Origin of the sequence: Sinanaerobacter chloroacetimidivorans (assembly GCF_018128545.1) — a bacterium.
Classification (GTDB): Bacteria; Bacillota; Clostridia; order Peptostreptococcales; family Anaerovoracaceae; genus Sinanaerobacter; species Sinanaerobacter chloroacetimidivorans.
The window spans coordinates 15543-37971 of record NZ_JAGSND010000004.1 but is presented as its reverse complement, the minus strand read 5'-3'; the positions used below and the strand labels follow the sequence as shown (position 1 = coordinate 37971).

The 22429-nt window shown below is 43.8% G+C and carries 19 protein-coding genes; 10 read left to right on the top strand and 9 right to left on the bottom strand.

The window, feature by feature from the left end; genetic code table 11:
- Nucleotides 1-39 precede the first annotated feature (39 nt).
- The 6 genes from nifE (at nt 40) to KCX82_RS07605 (ending at nt 7613) form a co-directional block, all read left to right on the top strand.
- Nucleotides 40-1404: a nitrogenase iron-molybdenum cofactor biosynthesis protein NifE gene (gene nifE, locus KCX82_RS07630; protein ID WP_227017863.1), complete on the top strand. Its 1365-nt coding sequence runs from the start codon at nt 40-42 to the stop codon at nt 1402-1404.
- Complete coding sequence (gene nifB, locus KCX82_RS07625; protein ID WP_227017862.1) at nt 1401-4124, top strand: nitrogenase cofactor biosynthesis protein NifB; 2724 nt, start codon at nt 1401-1403, stop codon at nt 4122-4124. Before nifE ends, nifB begins: the two co-directional genes overlap by 4 nt.
- A gap of 16 nt (nt 4125-4140) precedes the next feature.
- Nucleotides 4141-5025, top strand: coding sequence for a homocitrate synthase/isopropylmalate synthase family protein (locus KCX82_RS07620; RefSeq protein ID WP_227017861.1), 885 nt, complete (start codon nt 4141-4143; stop codon nt 5023-5025).
- Nucleotides 5026-5043: 18 nt separating this feature from the next.
- Nucleotides 5044-5844 carry a beta/alpha barrel domain-containing protein gene (locus KCX82_RS07615; protein ID WP_227017860.1) on the top strand — a complete coding sequence of 267 codons (801 nt, stop codon included), beginning with the start codon at nt 5044-5046 and terminating at the stop codon, nt 5842-5844.
- A gap of 87 nt (nt 5845-5931) precedes the next feature.
- Nucleotides 5932-7110, top strand: a complete 1179-nt coding sequence (locus tag KCX82_RS07610; RefSeq protein ID WP_227017859.1) for a cation diffusion facilitator family transporter — start codon at nt 5932-5934, stop codon at nt 7108-7110.
- A gap of 32 nt (nt 7111-7142) precedes the next feature.
- Nucleotides 7143-7613 (top strand): methylated-DNA--[protein]-cysteine S-methyltransferase, encoded by a 471-nt coding sequence (locus KCX82_RS07605; RefSeq protein ID WP_227017858.1) that lies wholly within the window; start codon nt 7143-7145, stop codon nt 7611-7613.
- A gap of 46 nt (nt 7614-7659) precedes the next feature.
- Here the strand turns inward: KCX82_RS07605 and KCX82_RS07600 are convergent, their stop codons facing one another.
- Nucleotides 7660-8241 (bottom strand): TetR/AcrR family transcriptional regulator, encoded by a 582-nt coding sequence (locus tag KCX82_RS07600; RefSeq protein WP_227017857.1) that lies wholly within the window; start codon nt 8239-8241, stop codon nt 7660-7662.
- A gap of 157 nt (nt 8242-8398) precedes the next feature.
- Here KCX82_RS07600 and KCX82_RS07595 point away from each other — a divergent pair, with 157 nt between their 5' ends.
- The 3 genes from KCX82_RS07595 to KCX82_RS07585 are packed head-to-tail and all read left to right on the top strand — an operon-like array spanning nt 8399 to nt 11160.
- Nucleotides 8399-9136, top strand: coding sequence for an ABC transporter ATP-binding protein (locus KCX82_RS07595; RefSeq protein ID WP_227017856.1), 738 nt, complete (start codon nt 8399-8401; stop codon nt 9134-9136).
- Nucleotides 9126-10148 (top strand): ABC transporter permease, encoded by a 1023-nt coding sequence (locus KCX82_RS07590; protein WP_227017855.1) that lies wholly within the window; start codon nt 9126-9128, stop codon nt 10146-10148. The genes KCX82_RS07595 and KCX82_RS07590 overlap by 11 nt, the downstream gene beginning before the upstream one ends.
- 46 nt (nt 10149-10194) lie before the next feature.
- A complete protein-coding gene (locus tag KCX82_RS07585) occupies nt 10195-11160 on the top strand; it encodes an HlyD family secretion protein (protein WP_227017854.1) in 966 nt (321 codons plus the stop codon).
- A gap of 37 nt (nt 11161-11197) precedes the next feature.
- Here KCX82_RS07585 and KCX82_RS07580 read toward each other — a convergent pair whose 3' ends face one another.
- From KCX82_RS07580 to KCX82_RS07550, 7 genes are all read right to left on the bottom strand, one after another.
- Nucleotides 11198-12571 (bottom strand): GlmL-related ornithine degradation protein, encoded by a 1374-nt coding sequence (locus KCX82_RS07580; RefSeq protein ID WP_227017853.1) that lies wholly within the window; start codon nt 12569-12571, stop codon nt 11198-11200.
- A 177-nt stretch (nt 12572-12748) separates the two neighbouring features.
- The gene (oraE, locus tag KCX82_RS07575) at nt 12749-14965 is read right to left on the bottom strand and encodes a D-ornithine 4,5-aminomutase subunit OraE (protein ID WP_227017852.1); all 2217 of its coding nucleotides are present in this window, start codon (nt 14963-14965) and stop codon (nt 12749-12751) included.
- 1 nt (nt 14966) lies between these two features.
- Nucleotides 14967-15329: an ornithine aminomutase subunit alpha gene (locus KCX82_RS07570; protein ID WP_227017851.1), complete on the bottom strand. Its 363-nt coding sequence runs from the start codon at nt 15327-15329 to the stop codon at nt 14967-14969.
- Nucleotides 15330-15379: 50 nt separating this feature from the next.
- Nucleotides 15380-16777, bottom strand: coding sequence for a 2-amino-4-oxopentanoate thiolase subunit OrtB (ortB, locus tag KCX82_RS07565; protein WP_227017850.1), 1398 nt, complete (start codon nt 16775-16777; stop codon nt 15380-15382).
- Entirely contained in the window at nt 16774-17076 is a 303-nt protein-coding gene (ortA, locus tag KCX82_RS07560) for a 2-amino-4-oxopentanoate thiolase subunit OrtA (RefSeq protein WP_227017849.1), read from the bottom strand. The genes ortB and ortA overlap by 4 nt, the downstream gene beginning before the upstream one ends.
- Nucleotides 17077-17258: 182 nt before the next feature.
- The gene (gene ord / locus KCX82_RS07555; RefSeq protein ID WP_227017848.1) at nt 17259-18317 is read right to left on the bottom strand and encodes a 2,4-diaminopentanoate dehydrogenase; all 1059 of its coding nucleotides are present in this window, start codon (nt 18315-18317) and stop codon (nt 17259-17261) included.
- 357 nt (nt 18318-18674) lie between these two features.
- Nucleotides 18675-20060, bottom strand: coding sequence for a sigma-54 interaction domain-containing protein (locus tag KCX82_RS07550; protein ID WP_227017847.1), 1386 nt, complete (start codon nt 20058-20060; stop codon nt 18675-18677).
- 255 nt (nt 20061-20315) lie between these two features.
- Between KCX82_RS07550 and KCX82_RS07545 the strand changes: the two genes are divergently transcribed.
- Nucleotides 20316-20633: an ArsR/SmtB family transcription factor gene (locus KCX82_RS07545; RefSeq protein WP_227017846.1), complete on the top strand. Its 318-nt coding sequence runs from the start codon at nt 20316-20318 to the stop codon at nt 20631-20633.
- 215 nt (nt 20634-20848) lie between these two features.
- Here the strand turns inward: KCX82_RS07545 and KCX82_RS07540 are convergent, their stop codons facing one another.
- Nucleotides 20849-22318: a sodium:proton antiporter gene (locus KCX82_RS07540; RefSeq protein WP_227017845.1), complete on the bottom strand. Its 1470-nt coding sequence runs from the start codon at nt 22316-22318 to the stop codon at nt 20849-20851.
- Between the last annotated feature and the right edge of the window lie 111 nt (nt 22319-22429).

Genomic DNA, 22429 nt, shown 5'->3' with positions numbered 1-22429 from the left:
CTATCCGGATCCGCCACCCCATAGAAAGGAAGGTTTACTATGAGTGAGTTGAAGATATTAGAAGAGAGAAAACAATTTATTCAATATGGGAATGCAGATGGATGTTCCGGCATGAAATGCGACAGCGAGAGCCTATCCGGCGCCGTGAGCCAGCGGGCTTGCGTCTACTGCGGGGCAAGAGTTGTCCTGAATCCCATTACCGATGCCTTCCATATCGTACATGGTCCCATCGGCTGTGCAAGCTATACCTGGGATATCCGTGGCAGCTTGTCCAGCGGAAGCGAAAGGTATCGAAACAGTTTTTCTACGGATTTAAGTGAAAAAGATATCGTATTCGGCGGTGAGAAGAAACTCGCCGCTGCCATCGGCGAGCTGGCTGCCAATCACAATCCAAAGGTTATCTTTGTATATGCGACCTGCATCGTCGGTGTAATAGGGGATGATGTGGAGGCAGTCTGTAAAGCGGCAGAGAAAAAATACGGAATTCGTGTGATTCCGGTAAAGTCCCCGGGATTTTCCGGCAACAAATCCTTTGGCTACAAGATGGCCTGCAACGCTATTATGGAATTGATTTCACCTTACAAATCCGGAGAAAAGCGCCAGGGTGTCAATATCCTGGGTGAATTTAATCTTGCAGGAGAAATGTGGATCATAAAAAATTATCTGAGGAAAATCGGAATTCAAGTTGTTTCCTCCATAACCGGCGACGCCAGCTTTGACAGCATTTCCAAGGCTCCGCAAGCCGCATTAAATATTGTCCAATGTGCCGGGTCTATGACCTATCTGGCAAAGCGTATGGAAGAGGAAATGGGGACTCCTTACATAAAAGTAAGCTTCTTTGGAATAGAAGATACCTCTGCTTCTTTGATCCGTATTGCGGAGGCCATCGGCTCCCAGGGCAGCATCAATCGTGCAAAAACCTTTGCACGGACGGAGTCAGACAGACTGGAAGCGTACTTGTCCAAATTCCAAAATAATTTGAAGGGAAAGAAAGCTGCCATCTACGTCGGAGGTGGATTTAAAGCCATTTCTCTCATACGGCAGTTTACCGCCATGGGTATAAAAACGGTAGTGGTCGGAACCCAAACCGGAAAGCAGGAGGATTATGGTGTCATCAGTGGCCTGGTTGATAAGGATACGATTATTCTGGATGACGCCAATCCGGCTGAGCTGGAAATGTTCATGAAGCAGACCGGCGCTGACATTCTCGTTGGAGGCGTGAAGGAACGCCCCCTTGCTTATAAGCTTGGAATTGCCTTCTGTGACCACAATCATGAGAGAAAGCATGCCCTTGCGGGTTATGACGGCGTGGTCAACTTTACGGAAGAAATCAATCGATCCATGAACAGCCCGGTCTGGCAGTATCTAAAAGCACCGGTTTCGGCAAAGGGGGCCTTACTATGAGTATGAATCTGGTCAATTTAAATGTAAATCCATGTAAAATGTGTATGCCAATGGGAAGCGTCAGTGCTTTTTGCGGAATTAAAGGCTGCATGACTTTGCTCCACGGATCCCAGGGCTGCAGTACCTACATTCGGCGCCATATGGCAACTCATTACAACGAACCTGTAGATATCGCCTCTTCCTCATTGACCGAGGAGGGGACGGTTTTCGGCGGAGAAAAAAATCTGATAAAAGGCCTGGAAAATCTGATTTCACTTTATCATCCAGAAGTCATCGGCGTAGCGACCACCTGCCTTGCGGAAACCATCGGTGAGGATATCCCCAGAATCATCCGTGATTTCCACATCAGCCATCCTGAATACAATGTAAAAATCATACCGGTATCCTCCTCAGGCTATTCAGGAACCCAATATGAAGGATTCTTTGCAGCATTGAAATCCATCCTAAAGCATACGGAGATGGATGGCGAAAAACATGATAAGATCAATATCATCACCGGGATGCTCAGTCCTGCGGATACCCGGTATTTAAAGCAGCTATTAAATGAACTGGAGATTGATTATATCCTGCTCCCAGATTTATCGGAAAATCTGGATGGGATTTATCAGGATACCTATGATCGGCTTCCCGGAGGGGGAACCGCTCTTGCGGATATTGCAAAAATGGCAGGTTCTCGTTTGAGCATTGAGCTTTCAACATTGGTCAGCGAAGAATACTCTCCGGCGAGATATCTGTATGAGCGTTACGGTGTCCCTTACCTGCGCTGCAGCATGCCCGTCGGCCTTCGGGATACGGACTCATTCATCACTATACTAAAGGGTGGCCTGGAGGATCTGCCGGATAAGATACAGAAAGAAAGAGGAAGATACCTGGATGCCATGGTTGATTCCCATAAATATAATGCCGAAGGAAAAGCGGTGATTTTCGGCGAACCCGACTTTGTTTACAGCGTTGCACGGTTATGTCTCGAAAATGGCATTATTCCCGTAGTTACCGCAACCGGGGCAAAATGCGACTCACTTGAAGGTCTGCTTTCCGAGCAGATCCGTCAGGTCTCTGACCGATTCTTTCTAAAAGATTTCATCATTTCGGATAGCTGCGATTTCGACCATATCGAAGAGTACACGGTGAAATTCAAAGCGAATTTTATGATCGGAAGTTCAGACGGAAGAAGAATTGAAGAAAAGCTTGGCATCCCTTTAATCCGAAGTGCCTTTCCCATTCATGACCATGTAGGCGGACAGCGGGTACGGACGCTGGGCTACGAGGGCTCCGTTACCCTGCTTGACCGTATCACCAACGCTATGCTAGCAGAAAAAGAACGAGGTTTTCGAGGCGAGCTGTATCAGAAATACTTTGCAGAAAATGGAAGAGAAAAAGCGGGAGCTGACAATACCGGAAACGGAAATACCTTGACTTCCAATAGAGCAGACATACCCAAAGAATATGAGGGTTTGATTGCGGAAAAAACAAAAACACATCCCTGTTTCAGCGGCTGTGCCGGTCAATACGCCAGGATTCATTTACCGGTAGCAAAAAAATGCAATATCCAATGCAACTACTGCCTTCGAAAATATGACTGTCCTAACGAGAGCCGGCCGGGAGTCACCACAAAGGTATTGACTCCTGAAGAAGCACTGGAGAAATATTTCGCGGTAAAGGCCGAAATGCCAAATCTAAAGGTAGTGGGAATCGCGGGCCCCGGTGACTCTCTTGCAGAGTTTGAAAACACAAAAAAAACCTTGAGTATGATACGGCAGGAAGACCCGGAGGTGACTTTTTGCTTGTCTACAAACGGGTTGATGCTCCCGCTCTGCGTCCATGAGCTGGCGGCGCTTGGAGTGTCCCATGTAACAATCACCATCAATGCCGTGGATCCCAAAATCGGAAGTAAAATATACGCAAAGGTAAATTATATGGGAGTGACTTATACCGGAGAGACCGCTGCCGGCATCTTACTTGGCAATCAGCTTACAGGATTAAAAATGCTTCAGGATCAGGGCATCATCTGCAAAGTAAATATTGTCATGCTGAAGGGTATCAATGATATGCATATTCCGGAAGTCGTAAAAAAAGTAAAAGAATTAGGCTGTGCAATCAGCAATATCATGCAGATGATTCCGGTAAAAGGCAGTGCATTTGAACATATGCCGCTGACAAGTTACCTCGAGATCACGGAAATGCGTCAGAAATGCGGATTGCTGTTGCCCCAAATGTATCATTGCAAGCAGTGCAGAGCTGATGCTGCAGGTACCCTGGAGAATGACGAGTCCTATCGATTTGATAAGGACTATCTGTCTGATTCTGCCTTAGAGTCCGCCTCTGAGTCCACCACCTCAGTGACTGCCTCTGAGTCCATCTCACCAGAAAAGCCATTGCTCTTTGCCGTTGCCTCAAAGGGAGGCATCCTTGTGGACCAACATTTCGGCCATGTGTCCGACTTTTACATCTATGCGTATAAAAGCGGAGCAACGAAGTTTGTAGAACGCCGCAGTGTGTTAAAATACTGCAATGGTCCTGCGGAATGCGGCGGTAATAGCGAAGCAAATAAAGAAGGCCTGATCGGACAAATTTTTGAAACAATACAGGACTGCAGCTGCGTCATCGCTATGAGAATCGGTGAAGCACCAAGGAAAAAGCTTACTGAAAAGGGCATCCATTCTATGATGTACTACGGCAGAATTGAAGATGCCGTAGCAGAAGCTGCTGCTGCAGTTTGAATGTGAGGTGATTGATGTGCTGAGCATTACAGATACAACCTTAAGCACCATCCATCCTGCCAAAGTTTCTGCTCACGCTGTCAGGGAGTTTTATGGGGCATTGCTGTCTTTAGGCGTGGACCGTATCGAAGTGACCCCCTATATATTCTCTTTATTAGGCGATAAATACGCCCCTTCAAAATCGATCTTGCGGCATCAAATCCGTGAATTACCCTTAAATAGCCTGGAAGCAATTCCGGCCGGGGAATGGTTCGGAAGCAGCGAGTTACGGCTTTGGGCATCAAAAGAATTATTTTTAAGAAATTATTCTGAGATTTTCTCAGAATTGCTGAAATCCCATCTGCCAATATCTTTTTGTACGAAGAATGCCGGCTTTGCCGCCACTGCTCTTATGGCAGAGTGGGTCCAGTCGGGGGGCGAAAATATTGCCTGCAGCTTTATGGGGTCCGGTGGTTATGGAGCATTGGAAGAGATATTATTGACGTTACAGGTAAATGGTTACCCTCTTCCCGGCATCGATACTTCCAGGCTGAAATTGCTGGGAAGCCTTTGGCAAAGGCTTACAGGAGAAACGATACCTGCCCGCAAGCCGGTTGTCGGAGATCATATTTTTGAAGTGGAATCCGGCATTCATATCAATGGAATCATGAAGAACACCGTAAATTACGAGCCGTTTCCCCCGGAAAGGGTGGGTGCCAAGAGAAAGTTTACCTTGGGTAAATTCTCAGGGAAAAGTTCTTTAATGGTGAAATTGCAGGAATTAAAAATAAAAGAAAAGATTCAGGATCCGGATCGGCTGTTAAAATTGATCCGGGAAAAATGCGTCCAACAAAATCGAGGGATTAGCGACAGAGAGTTCTTCCTGCTATTGGACGAATTAAACGAGGGAAACGGGGCATAGGAGGCAGAAGGTACGAAAATGGAGAAAAAATCAAATCGATATCTGACAGATACAACTTTAAGAGACGGGGAACAAAGTCCCGGCGTTTCTCTGGATAGAAATCGAAAAAAGAAATTAGCCGTCTTGCTGGATCAGATGGGCTTTTACCAGATCGAAGCCGGAATACCTGCTATGGGGAGTTTCGAAAAGGATGTTATCTGCGAAATAATGGCCCTTAGAAAAAAGGCTAAAATTGCAGTCTGGAACCGAATGAATATTGAGGATATCAAGCATTCCTTCGATTGCCATCCGGACATAATCCATATCAGTATCCCGGTGTCAGATATCATGATTTCAACTATGCTTGGTCAAAACAGGTCCTGGGTTGCAAATACGATGGAGGCCTGTGTCGCTTATGCTAAAGAAAAGGAATATGAGGTATCTGTGGGGTTTCAGGATGCTTCCCGAGCAAATCTCCCTTTTATGATTTCCTTGGCAGATTCCCTCTCAAGACTGGAGATATCTTCAATCCGGCTGGCTGATACGGTGGGAGTCCTTACCCCTTCCCGTGCTCGCCATTTGATTAAAAGTTTGAAAGATCATACGGAGATATTGCTTGGCATTCACACTCATAACGATCTTGGAATGGCAGAAGCAATCGCTCTGGAAGCCGCAAAGGCAGGTGCGGAGCTTATCGATACCACTCTGCTAGGAGTTGGAGAACGTGCCGGGAACTGCGATTCTTTTATTTTTTCAAAAGCGGCGGATTCCCTGTTTGATTTGCATCCTCCTTACCCTGCTTTATTGAGAAAAAAAATAGAATTGAAAAACCTGCTCTAAATGTTCTTATCTATATTTTCCCCTTGATTTACAAATACTAAAAAATGGAATATAATGAAAGAATCAAAACGGGATTTGGGAGAAAATATGAGAAAATTATTAATCAGGCTATTTATTAAAAATCATGAAGACATCAAAGATCCAAAAGTAAGAGAAAATTACGGCAAATTGGCAGGAATGGTAGGAATTGTAACCAATGCGCTGCTTTGTGCTTTGAAGCTTGGAGTGGGCTTCCTTACAAACAGCATTGCCATCATCGCTGACGGTATCAATAATTTAGCGGATGCCTCCTCCTCCGTCATTACCTTGATCGGATTTAAGATGGCTTCAAAGCCCAGTGATGAGGAACATCCCTACGGGCATGCAAGGATTGAGTACCTGACAGGGCTCTTTGTATCGATTCTGATTATATTACTTGGAATCAAGCTTCTGACATCTTCTTTTGAAAAGGTCATTTCTCCGGATCCTTTGGAATTTAAGTATATCACCATCGTTATCCTGGCCTTTGCCATAGGCGTGAAGATCTGGCAATCCAGATTCAATATAAAAACCGGAGAGGACATTCGCTCTTCCACTTTAAAAGCTACCGGAGTTGACAGCCGTAACGATGTCATCGCCACAAGTGCTGTCCTGCTCAGCATTCTCATCGGAAGATTCACCGGAATCCAATTGGATGGCTATATGGGCTGTATTGTAGCGCTTTTCATCATCTATTCAGGCATTCAGCTGATTGGAGAAACCTCCAGCCCTCTTCTGGGAAAAGCGCCGGATCCCGAACTGGTAGAAGAAATTCAATCCCGTATCTGTGAGGAATCAGGAGTATTAGGTATTCATGATCTCGTAGTGCATGACTACGGTCCCGGAAGAATATTTGCGTCAGTTCATGTAGAGGTTGATGCATACGGAGACCTCATAGAAAGCCATGATATGATAGACCGTATTGAAAGAATCATTTCACAAGAGTTGAAAATCCATTTGGTTGTCCATATGGATCCTCTGGAAACAAAAGATCCTTTAACCATACAACTGAATCAGTTCATTGATGAAACATTGAAAGACGTGGAAGGTGTTATCGGAATTCACGACCTGAGAGTCGTTGCGGGATACACTCACAGTAATGTGATTTTTGATATTGTTATTTCACCTGAATGTAAGAAAACCGAGGCTCACATCAGAGGAATTGTGGAAAATGAGCTAAGCAAATTAGGCAAGGAATATTTCGCAGTAATTACATTCGATAAAAGCTATGTTTCCAACAATATATAGTTGAAATATTTTTAAGAAATAAGGTGGCTGTTATGAAAAATTTGTACTATTACGATACTCCTATCGGAAGACTTGGGATTGCTGAGGAAAACGGCAGTATTACCAACCTCTATTTTCATGGCGAGAATATTCCGGAACAAGATTATCAGCTGAATGAAACCCCCTTACTGAAGGATGCGGGCAGACAGCTGGAAGAGTATTTTGCAGGCACTCGAAAGGATTTTTCTCTTCCGCTGGCTCCAAAGGGAACCAACTTTATGTCAGAAGTATGGGAAGCCTTAAAAAGGATTCCTTACGGAGAGACCAGATCCTACAAGGACATCGCAGAAGAAGTGGGAAACGCCAAGGCTTGCAGAGCTGTAGGCATGGCCAACAACCGTAATCCTATCGCCATATTTATTCCCTGTCACAGGGTAATCGGCACAAACGGAAGCCTGATTGGCTACGGCGGCGGACTGGACACCAAGGTTCTGCTGCTGAAGCTGGAAACGAAATATAAATGAAGCCATAAACCGGCATAGTTTTCAACTCAGTTTGCAAACTGTGATATCAATCTTCGCTTCTTAAATAAGATAAAGGCCCATTTAAGTTAATACGTTTCATAATGACTTCAAACTCATCGATATCCAGTTCCATGTCCTTTCTGAGCCAATAGGATAACAGGCCTAGTTGTGCGGAAGAAACATACTCCATGATGTAATCCAGATTTTTCTTTTTTGCATGTGGCGATGCTTCAATCATTTCTTTTACACTTTGAATCACAATTGATTTTAGTTTATGAGTAAAATTGGGATCGCCATTGCTGCCAAGAAGAATTTTCAAATACTTGCTATGTTTGATAAAAAGCTGAAGCGCAGGTTTGATACTGAAATTATCGTGATCTTGGAAAAGAAGAAGACCGATAGTACCCTTTAGTTTTGCAAGCAGCTCTTGTATGATTTCATCCTCTGCCTGATCTAACAAATCATAGATGTCCTTATAATACACATAGAAAGTCCCTCTGTTCAGCTGGGCTTTGTCAGTGATTTCTTTAATACTGATCTTTTCAATTTTTTGGTCCTTATATAATTCAAAAAAAGCGTCTTTAATCCTCTCTTTTGTTTCCATTACCTTCGGTGATTCCTTCATCATTTATTCATTCCTTCCATTATCTGGTATACTTTTAAGAAAATCCGACAAATTAATAAAGATTGTTGATTTTAATTTAAGATATCTTTCTATATACTTAATATAAAACAACACGTTGTCGTATGCAAGTAAGATTTTCAAATTGAAGGGTTGATGGTTTATGCAAAAAGAAAAGAATTGCATTGTCCTGAATAAAGTAAACAAGTTTTTCGGAGAAAAGCAGGTTTTAAAAGATATCGACTTAACGGTTCCTTACGGTTCCATCTATGGACTGCTTGGGCCATCGGGCTGCGGTAAGACGACTACGGTAAAAATCATGGCCGGTATTTCCGAGTCTTCATCAGGAGATACTTTTGTATTAGGTGAAAAAATGCCGCAGCTTGCTTTAATGAATCAAATTGGGTATATGGCACAGTCCGATGCACTCTACACGGCAATTTCAGCAGCGGAAAATCTGGAGTTTTTTGCTGCACTTTACGGTATGAGCAAGCAGGAAATCAAGAAAAGATCCATGGAGGTTATGGAGCTTGTGAACCTTGGCGAAGATCTGCAAAAACCCGTTTCTGCTTATTCCGGAGGAATGAAGCGAAGGCTTTCTCTTGCCATGTCGATTCTGCACAATCCGAAGGTTTTGATTTTAGATGAACCAACGGTAGGAATCGATCCTCTGCTGCGAAAGGACATTTGGAATGAACTATATAAAATGTCCGAAAACGGTGTGACAATCCTTGTTACAACCCACGTTATGGATGAAGCGGAAAAATGCCACCAGCTTGCCATGATGCGCAGGGGTGTTTTAATTGCACAGGGAACACCCAGAGAGCTTCAGCAGAACATCGGAGCAGGCAGCATAGAGGAAGCGTTCATTTACTATGGAGGTGACAGTCATGAGGATTAAAGCGATGGTTTTGCGTATTCTGAATCAGCTGCGCAACGACAAACGAACGCTGGCCTTGATCCTTTGTGCGCCGCTATTATTGCTTACTCTAATTTACTTCATTTTGGATTCTTCCACTACGGATCTTAACGTCGGTGTGATCAATGCCCCGCAGCAATATGTGGAAAATCTTTATGAAAATAATATTATTCCCATCCGCTGCAGTGAATCGGAAGCCATGCAAATGCTGAAGGATCAACAGATCATTGCTGCGGTTAAGATGATCAGCGGAAAAGTATATATCGATCTGGACGGCGGCAATTCCACCAAAGCGACCGCTGCTCTATCATCCATGGAGGCAGCGAAAAAAGCCATGTCTTCCTCAATGGAGCGTGCAGATTTGAAAACAGAAATCAATTATGTTTATGGCGCCAGTGATTTAGAAATGTTTGATAATTTCGGCTCCTTGCTGATCGGATTTCTCGTATTTTTCTTTACCTTTCTGATTTCGGGAATCTCCTTCCTGCAGGAAAGGACGACAGGGACCTTGGAAAAGCTGCTTTCTACTCCGATCAAACGATGGGAAATTGTTGTTGGGTATGTGCTTGGTTTTGGAATAGTAACGGTTATACAGTCCTCCATTATCGCATTTTTCGTTGTATACGTTTTGGATATCATGATGATCGGGTCCTTATGGCTGGTACTGCTGATCACCTTGCTGTCCGCCATGACCGCATTGACTCTGGGAATGCTGCTTTCAACCCTGGCGGCAAGTGAATTTCAGATGATTCAGTTTATCCCTATCGTCGTGGTACCCCAGGTATTCTTTACCGGCTTATTTGATTTGTCACCGGAGTGGGCTGCGGTTGGAAAAGTCATGCCTCTCTACTATGTCGCGGATGCTTTGGATAAGGTGATGATTCGCGGCAGCAGATTTTCAGATATCGTATTTGATGTTGCTTTATTATTAGGCTTAACCACCTTGTTCATGATTTTAAACACAATACTTCTGAAACGTTATCGAAGAATATAGGTACGTTATTCATATAATATTGACGAATCCAAAGGAGGATGGAATTATGAATCATGCTGCAAATCACAAAAAGAAAATTATACCGTTGCTTATCCTTATCGTTGCTGCTGCATTAATCTTTTGGTTTTACGGGAAAAGCGATCAAAATTATATCGGTGTGGTAGAAGCCACCATACTGTCCCATACCTCGGAAGTTTCAGGAAAGATACTGGAAATGCCCATTGAACTCGGGTTTCACGTTTCCAAAGGAGATGTGATCGCCAGGATTGACAGCACTACGCAGCAATACGCTTATGAACAGCTGCAGTTTACGTTAGAAAAGAAAAAACTCGCTCTTGCGGACTTAGAAGTAAGCGGAAGGGATAACCAGGCCAAGAACAGTATTGCCATCGCCCAGTCCACATACAACAGTGCCGCTTCTTCCAATCAAAAGGCTTCTTTGGATTATCAAAATGCACAGTCCCTTTATGATCAGGGGGCCATTTCCCGGGATGACCTTGATAAAGCAAAGGTTGCCGCCGATTCTGCCGCCAATGCTCTGACTGCGGCAAAGGCCCAGTTGGATAATGCGAGAAGTCAGTCCTCTGCGGAATCTATGCACCTTGACATTGCACAAACGGAAAGTCAGCTCAAAGAAATGAAGGAAAATCTGGATAAGTACACCATCCGGGCGGTCAGTGACGGCGTGGTCATGAGCAAGAGCTACGTCCTGGGAGATATGGTCGCGTCAGGTTATAATCTTGCCGATATCGCTTCCGATAACGAAAAATATTTTGTCTTTTATCTTCCCATCGACGATTTATATTCCATCGATTATGACCAGACTTATACCGTAAAAGGTAACGGAAAGTCATATACAGCAGTGGTGAAATACATCGATGTGGAAAGCGAATATACTCCAAAGGATATGCAGACTATCGCAAACAAGAATCGAGAGAGCGTAAAAATCAAACTGCTGCTGCCTGAAGATTGCCCTTTAAAACCAGGCCAGGAGGCGAAGATCGAACTGTAGGCTCTTCAAATTAGAAGCAAGAGCTTGGTATAAACTGTTAAACCAGTTTATAATCCAAGCTCTTTTCCATTAATTGAATCGCCGTTTGTTTATGCTTCTTTGAAAGAACCCCCAAGGACGCCATAATATAGTTGTTATCAACCAGAATTTTGGCATGTTCTCCTGGGGAAAGGAGTAATCCATTAGCGTTCTGCTTTGTTATTTCCTTCATAATTTCCACTCTATGGGGCAGTCGTGTCAATGCACCACCGGTTCCTACAATGTATTTTACCTGGGTGAGATCCTTGCCCTCAGCTAATGTGCTCCTGCCGGAAGGCCCATAGACATATCTGATTTTTCCCGCATGCCTTTCCACGGCTTTGAGTACCGCTTCCAGCGTTAACCTTTCTACAAATCTCTTTTCCTCTTCTGTCTTCGGTATAGCTTTATAGGTTTCCATCACATGATCAAGATCCATAGGCGCAAGTTCCTCTGCCAGCCTTTCTTTTCCTATGACATTCACGATATTCCTCATATTGACAAAGACACCCAGATCTCCTTCTACCGTTCGTTTTGCTTTCGGTTCCGGGCTGATCAAGATTCTGGCAATTTCATCCGATGCATCGGTAACGGAATGCAGATCAGTAGTGGCACCTCCTACATCCAGAACAATAAGATCTCCGATACATTCATAAAGCAGCTTGGTGGCTTCCATTACCGCACCCGGGGTCGGAATAATTGGGCCGTTGACCATGTCTCTCACATGCTCCATTCCGGGCGCATGAATGATATGCTCCTCAAAGGCCTGCTGAATTACCCGCCTTGCCGGTTCTACATTCAGATCATCTATTTTAGGATATACATTCTCAACAATATATAATGTAACGCCACTATCTTTATCAAAGATAAGCTTCATTTCTTCCTGATTTTCTATATTTCCCCCATAGATCACCGGTGTTTTCAGACCCAGGCTGCGGATAAGCTCGGCATTGTAGATAGCGGTATCCCTTTCTCCATAGTCCACACCTCCGGCGATGAGGATTAAATTGGGGTTGATTTCCTTGATTCTTGCGAGGTCCGTTCTCCTTAGTTTTCCGGCGGTAACATCATGGATGATGGCGCCGGCACCCAAAGCGGCTTCCTTGGCAGCTCTTGCCGTCATATCATACACCAGTCCATGGACCGTCATCTTCAATCCTCCGGCGGCACTTGATGTAGCAAGCATTTCTTCATATTCCAGGGTATCCAGATGATTTCTGCTGCAAAGATCATCAATGGCGCCCTGAAGTCCGATCCTTACATCTCCATCCAAAACGGAAGTCGGTGCCTGACCTTGGGCTAAGAATATCGGATTGTCTGAATTGATATTATGAAATGCGTTTACCACGGTGGTGGTAGAACCAATTTCTGCAACTAAAACATCAACTTTCATTTGTCCCTCCCTAAAAATTTTATATGGAGACTCTAAAAACGATAGGTAAAATATCAGAATAGCACCGCGCCCGTATGTTCCTGCGGCCACCGTCCCCCGAACGAGGCGAGCGTGTGACCCTAAGGAATTTACGAGGCAGGTGCTATCTTGATTTTCAATTTTGGTTATTTTTATAGATTATAAATTTTTATGCATCTCTCTTCGTTTTTCTACCAGGAAGGTAGCGACGTCGATTCCGTGGCTGTTTCGGCCAAATCCGGCATCCACGCCGGTCTTTACTGCCTCTTCAGGAATAACCTGGGTTCCTCCGGCTGCAATGATCACGTCATCACGGATACCTTTTTCTACGGCAAGCTCATGAATCCGTTTCATGTTTTTATAGTGGATATTGTCATGGCTGATGATGGTAGAAGCCAGGATGGCATCTGCTTTTAATTCAACCGCAGCATCTACAAGTTTTTCCACAGGAACCGAGGTTCCAAGATAATGAACCTCGATGCCGAAGCGTTCAATTCCGCCATGCTTGATATCGATGATCTCACGAAGACCTACCGAATGCTCATCCTCTCCTACGGTTCCGCAGACAATTTTCATCGGATTTGCTTCAATGTCCTTTCGGATTTCCTCATCGCTTAAAACATGCGGCTCTGGTGGAATTACCAGCGTATCCAGGTCGATATCGAAAGGTACTTTCCCCTTTAACTCGATTCTGGTTCCTTCCGCCTCCTGCATGATTTCACGGTTGATGACTTCCGGATCTACCAGATTCATTTTCTTTGCAATTTCCACTGCAACAACCTCAGCCACTCTTCTTTCAGCCGGGATGAACATGTTCATCATCACAGTTCCATCGGCAAGCCATTCCATTTCAGGTTTGATGAGGTTTGTATTTCTGTATTTAGCGGTTTCTTCCATACGGACATTAACGTTATCAAACTCATCCAACTCGTCTATATAGACAATTTTATCCGGATCCTCGAAAGTGCAGCCGCCGATCACAGCGGAAGGATTTTCACTGTCACCGCCGTACTGAGTCACGTTGTTGTATCCGAAGTGTGCCGTTACCGGTGCGAAATAGTCCTCGTCTCTTTCATAGATATAACCGTAGCCGATACCGCCTTCTGCCTTTCTGGCAATTCCGTCTCCGTTTCTTTCTGGATACTGGCCGGAATCTACAAAGAAGCCTTCCTCTACAGCATTGAAGTATCCTCCGGACTCTACAATTTCTTCCATGAACAGGCAAGCTCTTTCTTTGATTTCCCTTACCTTTTCTCTCAGAGGTCCTTCCTCTTTCAACTGGATCATCTCCATGAGACCATCCATTCCCGTTAAGGCTTGCTTCGCCGTATCACAAGCCTCTATGTTATAAATGTGCCATGGCACATTTCTGCCTTCGTCCGGTGTAATAGTAGACTGGATATCCGCACGAGTCAGTTTTGAAATCAGCATATTCAATACGTGGGTTACGGTTGCTTCTCTAGCGGAGGCTTCCATATACTTGGTATTCATCTGAGCTCTCATTCTGTACTCATCGCAGATCTCACGAAGTGCTACCGCATAAGGAAGGTCCATGGACACACAAGGGGCAGGCGGTGCTGTGGGCGGTACTGTGGATAAACAGATATTTGATTTCTTGATACCGACTTTTGCTGAGAACAGGGAGTTAATAGCATGCTGAACGATCAGTTCCGGCATGACCTTCCAGGCTTCTCTTGCCGTTGCGTTGGCATTATGTGCACCATCGATCTGAGCGATATCTGCCCAGGCCATGATTTTCTTTGATTCACAGGCATCTACAAAGGAGCGGACCATATTGATGTTACGATAGAGAACATTGTACTGAGGATCCTGATGGGCTCCATTGATCCCTTCTTCTGCAAACATTACCGCAACGTCCGGTCCTGCCACTCCGGATACATAGGAATGGTAGTTGATCGGTCTTCCCACTTCCTCTTCAATGAGATCCAGCGCTTTTCTTTGAGCACGCACCTGTTTTCTGGTAATGGGAACTCCGCCGATACCCTGTGGCGTTCCTTCAATGAGTCCGTCCATATGGGACTGTCCTGCGGTCCTGATTACCATAATATGATCAGCACCGTGCCAGGCCGCCATTCTCATACGTCTGATATCATCTTCAAATCTGCCGGATGCAATTTCGGTGGTAATTACCGGTGTCGGCTGGGGATCGATCCCCTTAAAGTATTTCGAAGACGGCAGCCCGATGCTGTTTTCCAATGGTTTGGTTGAGTCCTGATACTCAAATGGCCCCATCTTCAGATCCGGTGCCGGTGTTCGCCAGGTCCAGCCTCTTCTCTTTGGTCTGTATTTGTCGAGGTCCTTTAAGATGTTTTCAATATCCAGTTTTTCATTATGCTTTAATTTCATATCTTCCATCTTATTTCCCTCCTTTAAACAATTCTGTTACTTCATCCCAGCACTTTCCCGAAGCAAGCAGTGTTCCCGCTTCCTTTACGGAAATATTCTTTGCTTTTGCTAATTTATATACCACATGGCCGGCACCCTTTCCCATGAGTCCTCTGTCCATGCACCCTTCTACAATGGGCTTGGTTTCAAGGGAAGAAATGCCCATTCGAAGCAGTACTGACCTTTCGATGGATGGCGTGGTGTTCTTTTTTCCCAATTCCAGCAATGGTTCAACTACCTGTTCCGTGAGCTTCCAGAATCTCTGATATAATTCTTCATCGCTCAAATGTGCGATATGCTTTCTTCTTTCTTGAAAATCATCAGCTCTTTTCATCCTTTTATTCCTTTCTTTTATTAAAACCAATTATATTTTATAATGAAAATCTATAATGATTTTAAAACTTCTTTTACAAAAGCTGCATCTGTCTTGGTTTCTTCTGCCAGGAACTTGATATCGGCTTCTGTCGGAGTAACCTGATAAGTATTTACAGCAGTCTTAATCAAGGATTTTCTCATATGATCCAGATCTACATCCTTTACCTTGATCAAAGACGGATGGGATGGGAATATAATATTTTTTCCCGGCACCTCATCCTTTGGATCTCCAAAGAAAACTTCAATGCCATTGTCCTTTGCGAAGGAAATCTGAGGTTGGATGTGCTTTCCTGCACCGGTATACTCGGTTTCCTGAACAATGATCGTCTGGTCTTGATCCATTTCCTGAGCAATGGAAAATGCTGCTGCCAGTGCGGTATTTCCGGCAGGACCCTTTTCCAGTCCTTCCAGACTTGCTAGGGCTTCCGTCATATAAAATACTTCTCCCTGTGCAATGGTTACATATCGATCCATATATCTAAGCGGTCTTGCAGCCGATCTTGGTACATCGGATCGATCCGGCCAGGAGGAGAAAGGCATTCCAAATCCTGTATGGCCGGTGGTAAATGATTTTTTATTGAATTGACCGTCCGATGCCATATGCAATCCGGAAAGATTTACACTGGCTCCGATAATCGTAGGTGCCGCTCCTGCTTTTGCCAATCCTCTTGCAGTTCCCGTGAGATTTCCTCCGCCTGCATTGGTGCAGACTACGGCATCCGGATCTTTTCCGTACTTTTCTCTGAACTGCATGGAGATCTCATATCCGAGAGTTTCAACTCCGGCAATTCCAAAAGGAGTATAGAGAGAAGCATTGAAATATTCCGTTTCTTCCAGAAGCAACAGGAATTTATAGAAAAGCTCCGGACCTACGGAAAGCTGTACAACCTCCGCTCCCAACGCTTCACATTTTCTTGCCTTTTCAATGATCTCCGGCTGGCCTACTCCTTTGGAGTCGTAGCATTCCTGAACGATAATGCATTTCAGTCCCGCAATGGCAGCCTGGGAGGCAACAGCAGCACCATAATTGCCGCTGGTGGCAGCGATAACCCCTTTATAGCCCAGTCTTTTCGCGTGATAAACCGCGTTTGCTGCTCTTCTTGCTTTAAAGCTGCCGGAAGGATTGCAGGCTTCATCCTTGATAAAGATTCTGGCGCCCTTGCCTTCCGGTGCAAATTTCCTTGCCAGTGCCGTCAGATTTTTCAGCTCAAGGATCGGGGTGTTTCCTACATTTACACTATATTGAATGTTCTGCATCTCCTCCAGGGTGTACCCGGTTTCGCGCATCATTTTTTCATAATCAAAAGCGATGGATCCGCTCTCAAATTTGGAATAATCTATGCCTACAGACTTCAGCATGATTTCTGCTTTTCTGCCCATGACAGACTGATAGTCTTTTTCCTTCATGATCTGTCACCTCCGAATAAAATATCTCGCACCTGTTTACTGATCACTAAAAGCTCCGGTACAAACTTTCCGAAATCGTGCTCGTAATAGGGATTCACTTCGATTAAGGTTCCTTCTTCTTCTCTGCCGGTTACCGTTATAATCTTCACCTGGCCACCAAGCTCAGCATCCTCCTGAAGATATCCCTTATCCCACATTTCCAGCGGCACTTTTTTCGTGTCCTCAGGAACCTGGGGAGCCCGCTCCGAAGGTTCCAATATGTTCTTATGGATTCTTACCCATTCACCTTTCCTTACCATTTCTCTCACCTTCTTAGTTTCTTTACTTATCTCCAAAATTTAAAATAATTTAAGGATCTCAGAAAATTTTATCCAGCAACCGCGCCGGCATGTTTTCGAGATAACCGTTCGAGCGAAGCGAGCGTGTTAACGAGAAAATATGCCTGGCAGGTTGCCATTATAAAAATACCCTATATTCCTATTTATTTTACAATTTTAGCCTCTTCACTGATCATTTCTCTCAAATCTCCCATAATCGCTCTTGGAACAGGAAGTGTCAGCATGGTGTGAAGACCAGGTCTTGCATTGATAATATGAGGGATCATATTCACGCACATAGCAATGGTTCCGATACCACCCGGTACTTCCGGAGAATTTACCATATTGATGTTCGGAGTTCCTTTAATGATGACATAATCTCCGGTTTTTACGCCGACTTGTTCCGGTTCGATCTGCTGCGGGTGATCCATCTCAATTTTCAGTTCACCGTCCACATATCCAAAGCCTTTCATGGCGCAGCCGGCAACATTGCCTGCTTTGGCAAAGCCATAAGGTGATTTGCGGTCTACGTCTGTCATGATAGGATCCATGGACTGAGTTACCTTATCAACCTTCCAGCCAATAGCATCTGCAATCATTTGAATGGATTCGTGGAATCCAACGTGTCCGGAGAGCTTACCGGTTCTGACACCATCTATGAACTCTTCTTTCGTTATGCCGATTCCCTGTTCTTCCATTACAGCAGGACCGAATGGGGATAAGCTGTTTACTCTTCTGGAAACGATATGTTCAACTTCCTCACAGCATCCGGTCATGATCACTACCAATAAGTCCATGATCAGTCCCGGATTGATACCGGTTCCCAGAATGGAAACACCGTTTGCTTTTGCAATCTCATCAAGCTTTTCTGCAAGCTCAGGGGATTGTGCCTGAGGATAAGCCATCTCTTCAGCACTGGAGATAACATTAATCTTCTTCTCCAAAACAAACTTTAATCTATCAAATGCAGTTTTTGTAAAGGAATCGGTACAGCAAAGAACAACGTCCGCCGCTTTTTCCGTGATGACATCTTCCGGAGAACCAATAATGACATCCGGACGATCACCTCTTTCAACAGAAAGAAAATCATACATGCTCTTGCCAACTTTGGAGCCTCTTCCTGCTACTCCAACAATATCAACGCCCTTTTTCTTAAGCAGCATTTCTGCCATACCAGATCCCATTGCACCAAGACCCCAAATAATCACTTTTACATTCTTCATTTTTTTCTCTCCTTTTTATTTCTTGTAATACAATTCAATTTGTTCAGCTTGTGAACGTTATCCTGCTTGCATTGCCATCCACAAGCGATGCAACTATATAATCAGCAATATTTATGCCAATACTAGTATTTGGAGAAATTTCTGGATTACGCAGGAATTTTTGTTAAGAATAGAGCGAAAAAATATAGTGAAAAGCAAAAAAGGCAAGGTTTTTTGTGAAACCTCGCCTCTGAGAAGATTAAAAACCGACATTGAGAGCAAACATTTTTGCGCTTTCACGCAAATTATTTTGCGTTTGTCATGAAACAACATGCATTATATTGAAATAGTAAATAAAACATTCATTAAGATATCGTGTTATAAATTATATTTTTTCATTTTATGCTGAAGAGTCTGCCTTTTTATCTGCAGGTACGCCGCGGCCTTTGTAATATTCCTTTCGTACTTGGCCAGCGCTTTTTCCAGGATTTCCTTTTCCGTTTTATCCAAAAAGGCATCGATCCCGATCTGGCTCAGATCGGCACTGCTTTTATGCAAGGCCGCTTCTTCATTGTTAACCAAAATATGTTTTTCCGTCAGAATATGCTCTTCCTCAGCCATGGATACTGCTGCCATAATTATATTTTCAAGCTCTCTTACATTTCCGGGGTAATCATAATCCAGAAGTTTTTCCTTCGCCTTGTCAGAAAGCATCCAGACCCCCTTATTATACCGCTTACTATATTTCTCCATAAATTTATTGGCAAGGAGCAGAATGTCGTCCTTTTTCTCCCTAAGGGGGGGCAGATCAATACTGATAATATTCAATCGGTAATATAGATCTTTTCTGAATTTGCCGCTTTGGATCAGATAGTCCGGTCTTTCGTTGATAGTTGCAATGATTCTTACGTCGATAGGGATATCTTTTGTCCCTCCGACCCTTCTGATATAGTCTTCCTGAAGTACCCTAAGCAGCTTCCCTTGGAGCTCGTAGGGCATGGCACTGATCTCATCCAGCAGCAGGGTTCCTCCGTCCGCCTGCTCAAATAAGCCTTCCCGGTCAATGGCCCCGGTAAAACCACCTTTTGACGTACCAAAGAGAATGCCTTCCAGAAGACTTTCCGGTAAGGCCGCGCAATTCTGTGCCAAAAAAGGCTTATCCTTTCTTTGACTGTCAAAGTGAATGCTTTGAGCAATAAGCTCCTTCCCGGTTCCCGTTTCTCCGTAAATAAACACCGAGGCTGAGCTTTTGGCTGCTTTCCTGGCTGTTGCAATGGTCTCCAGAAACTCCTTGTTCTGTCCAATAAGATTATCAAAATTGTACTTCCTGATTTTGTGCTGCTTGGCTCTTTCCGGCTCCAACGTTTCCTTATGAAGGTCCAGAATGGTATTGGACATTCTTCTAATATCAGTAATATCCTTGGATACCTCTATGGCAGCGATCACCCGGTCTCCATCGATGACGGGAATGGTACTGTTAATTGTATTGATTACCTTTCCGTCCCTGTTCAGGTAAGTTTGCTGCTTGTTCATGGTAACCTTCTGGTGATAAAGCGCTTGCAGCAGCGTACTTTCTTCTGCGTTGATATTTTTAAAAACTTCTGTAAAGGGTTGTTTCAAAACACTTTTTCGATGCATTTTTTCCAGCCGGGCCATGGCATCATTGTAGATAATGCTGTTCCCTTCAGCATCAATGACGTGAACCCCTTCATCAACAAGCTGCAAAAGTTTTTGCATTACGTATTCATAATCTCTGATTTTCATTTTCCCGCCTCCCTGTACTTCAGCTTTGTCCCACTTTATTTTCTGACCTTTGCTTCCGGTGCCTGTACGATATTAATAGAATAACACAAATCTGAGCAGGGTGCAAATTTATTTGCTCTGCATCTTGCTGCCAGATAAAAGCAACCCCCTGAGATATTGTATCCTTGACTTGACCCCATAACATCTATATAATGGAAAAGTGCATTGCAAATAAGCGATTTATTATTGGAATGATCAAAGGAGAACTAACAGACAATGAGACTTAGAAAAGAATCAGATGAAATGCAGGAAGACGAAATCCTTCTGGTTGCAAAGGTTTCGGACGCACTGGCGCATCCGGCGAGGATTAAAATTTATAGATTTATCATGCAGAGCAATCGAAATCGGACACCGGTTTGCAATAAAGATGTCGTGGCCGCCTTTGACTATTCTCAGGCTACCATCTCACAGCATATCAAGAAGCTGGTGGATGCCGAACTTGTTCAGGTGAAAAAGAATGACAAGTTTTCCATGTACTATGCAAACATCGGTATTCTGGGTAAATATCTGGATGCGACGAAAAAGTTTGAGTGACAAGAACCTGCGACAGAAAACCAAATCTCATAAACTATCAATTAAGCCAAGACCATGAAAATAAAAAATTCTAAAGAAATTAAATAGTTTTTATATAGAAAAAATACTATGTAATTCTGTAAAAGTAATTACATAGTATTTTTCTATTCAAGGTTTTCAGAATGCTTATATAATTTGGTATTTCATTTATATTGTTTCATAGTACATCTGTGCCGCTATCTTAGGAAAAAGATTACCGTATCTATTACAAAAAGCGGAACCAGGAAGCATACAGACCATAGCATATACCCAAAAAAGCTTGGCATTGGTATCTTATTCTCTTCTGCAATGGATCGAACCATAAAGTTCGGCGCGTTACCAATATACGTGTTAGCTCCCATAAATACAGCTCCCGCTGAGATTGCCAGAAGCATGGTCGGAGCAATCATTCCAACTGTGGTTGCAATCCCTTCAGCAAATCCCAGGGATCCCGCTGTTGTAAGGAAAACCAGATAAGTCGGTGCATTGTCAAGGAAAGAGGACAAGGCGCCGGTGACCCAGAAAAACTGTAGCGGAGAGCTCAGACCTAAAGCTGAACCGTGGGCTTTCAGTAAAGCAAGAGCAGGAATCATGGTTATAAAGATTCCGATGAACAAGGTTGCTACCTCTTGAATACAGAACCAGGTAAAGCAATTATCCGTTCTGATAATTTTTTTAGTCGTTCTCATGGATAAAAACGCTGCCAGTAATATAATCACCATTTGGATGATGCTGTTGTATCCTACAACGACACCCTCGAAAATATGTAAACCGTAGACTTCACCGGTAACCTGATCAGCGAAAGCTTCAAAGTTTGGCAGCATTCCGTTAAGAATAACAGCACCGACAATCATAGCCATAAAGATCAGATTATGTGCACCTTCAACTTTTAACGGCTGCTTTGGTTTATCTCCAATGACATCCTGCGGGCTTCTCCCTGCCGCCAATTCCTTTTTGTAGTAATAATTATCAAGGAAAAACAAAACTACTAACAGAATAATCACATTCAGCAGCATGATCGGGAAGAGTTTCATGGTCCAGAAGAAAGGAACACCTCTTAAAAATCCAAGGAATAAAGGCGGATCTCCCACCGGAGTCAGACAGCCTCCGATATTCGAAACCAGGAATATGAAAAAAACAATGATATGCGCTTTTTTCTGCCTCCATTGATTCGCCCTGATTACCGGCCTGATTAAGAGCATACTTGCACCGGTGGTTCCAACCCAGCTTGCCAGAATTGTACCAATCAGCAGTAGTATGATGTTTACCTTTGGTGTTCCGATAAGAGTTCCTCTTAATATAATTCCTCCGGCTACTACGAATAATCCAAAGAGTAAAACAATAAAGGGTAAATAATCTAAAAGAACGATTTCAAGAATGTTAAAGATGAGGGCATTTGCCCCAAAGGCAATTCCAAAGGGAATCAGGAAGACAAGTGACCAAAAAATGACTACCTTCATCATATTGTGTTCCCACCATTCCGGCTTGACCAGCGGGAAAATAGCGATGGAAAGCAACATACCAACAAACGGCAGTACACTCCAAATTGGCAGCAATTCGCCCAGGTTGTGATGTCCCTCGGCCTCACTAGCAAACGCGATGACTCCACTGCATAATACCAGCATTATCGTTAAAAGCATTATGCGTACACTACTTTGTCTTTTCACAACAAGCTCTCCTTTCAAGATGATAGCTAACCAGAAAATGAGTGACTATTTTTTTTAAATTGTTAGCACTGATGTTAAAACGAAAAGCGCTCAAGCTTTTTACCAGAAGCG

Bases quoted from the DNA above. Each gene is read 5' to 3' on its own strand.
- nifE (WP_227017863.1), top strand. From the start codon at position 40: ATGAGTGAGTTGAAGATATTAGAAGAGAGAAAACAATTTATTCAATAT.
- nifB (WP_227017862.1), top strand. From the start codon at position 1,401: ATGAGTATGAATCTGGTCAATTTAAATGTAAATCCATGTAAAATGTGT.
- KCX82_RS07615 (WP_227017860.1), top strand. From the start codon at position 5,044: ATGGAGAAAAAATCAAATCGATATCTGACAGATACAACTTTAAGAGAC.
- KCX82_RS07610 (WP_227017859.1), top strand. From the start codon at position 5,932: ATGAGAAAATTATTAATCAGGCTATTTATTAAAAATCATGAAGACATC.
- KCX82_RS07605 (WP_227017858.1), top strand. From the start codon at position 7,143: ATGAAAAATTTGTACTATTACGATACTCCTATCGGAAGACTTGGGATT.
- KCX82_RS07600 (WP_227017857.1), bottom strand. From the start codon at position 8,241: ATGATGAAGGAATCACCGAAGGTAATGGAAACAAAAGAGAGGATTAAA.
- KCX82_RS07595 (WP_227017856.1), top strand. From the start codon at position 8,399: ATGCAAAAAGAAAAGAATTGCATTGTCCTGAATAAAGTAAACAAGTTT.
- KCX82_RS07590 (WP_227017855.1), top strand. From the start codon at position 9,126: ATGAGGATTAAAGCGATGGTTTTGCGTATTCTGAATCAGCTGCGCAAC.
- KCX82_RS07585 (WP_227017854.1), top strand. From the start codon at position 10,195: ATGAATCATGCTGCAAATCACAAAAAGAAAATTATACCGTTGCTTATC.
- KCX82_RS07580 (WP_227017853.1), bottom strand. From the start codon at position 12,571: ATGAAAGTTGATGTTTTAGTTGCAGAAATTGGTTCTACCACCACCGTG.
- oraE (WP_227017852.1), bottom strand. From the start codon at position 14,965: ATGGAAGATATGAAATTAAAGCATAATGAAAAACTGGATATTGAAAAC.
- KCX82_RS07570 (WP_227017851.1), bottom strand. From the start codon at position 15,329: ATGAAAAGAGCTGATGATTTTCAAGAAAGAAGAAAGCATATCGCACAT.
- ortB (WP_227017850.1), bottom strand. From the start codon at position 16,777: ATGAAGGAAAAAGACTATCAGTCTGTCATGGGCAGAAAAGCAGAAATC.
- ortA (WP_227017849.1), bottom strand. From the start codon at position 17,076: ATGGTAAGGAAAGGTGAATGGGTAAGAATCCATAAGAACATATTGGAA.
- ord (WP_227017848.1), bottom strand. From the start codon at position 18,317: ATGAAGAATGTAAAAGTGATTATTTGGGGTCTTGGTGCAATGGGATCT.
- KCX82_RS07550 (WP_227017847.1), bottom strand. From the start codon at position 20,060: ATGAAAATCAGAGATTATGAATACGTAATGCAAAAACTTTTGCAGCTT.
- KCX82_RS07545 (WP_227017846.1), top strand. From the start codon at position 20,316: ATGAGACTTAGAAAAGAATCAGATGAAATGCAGGAAGACGAAATCCTT.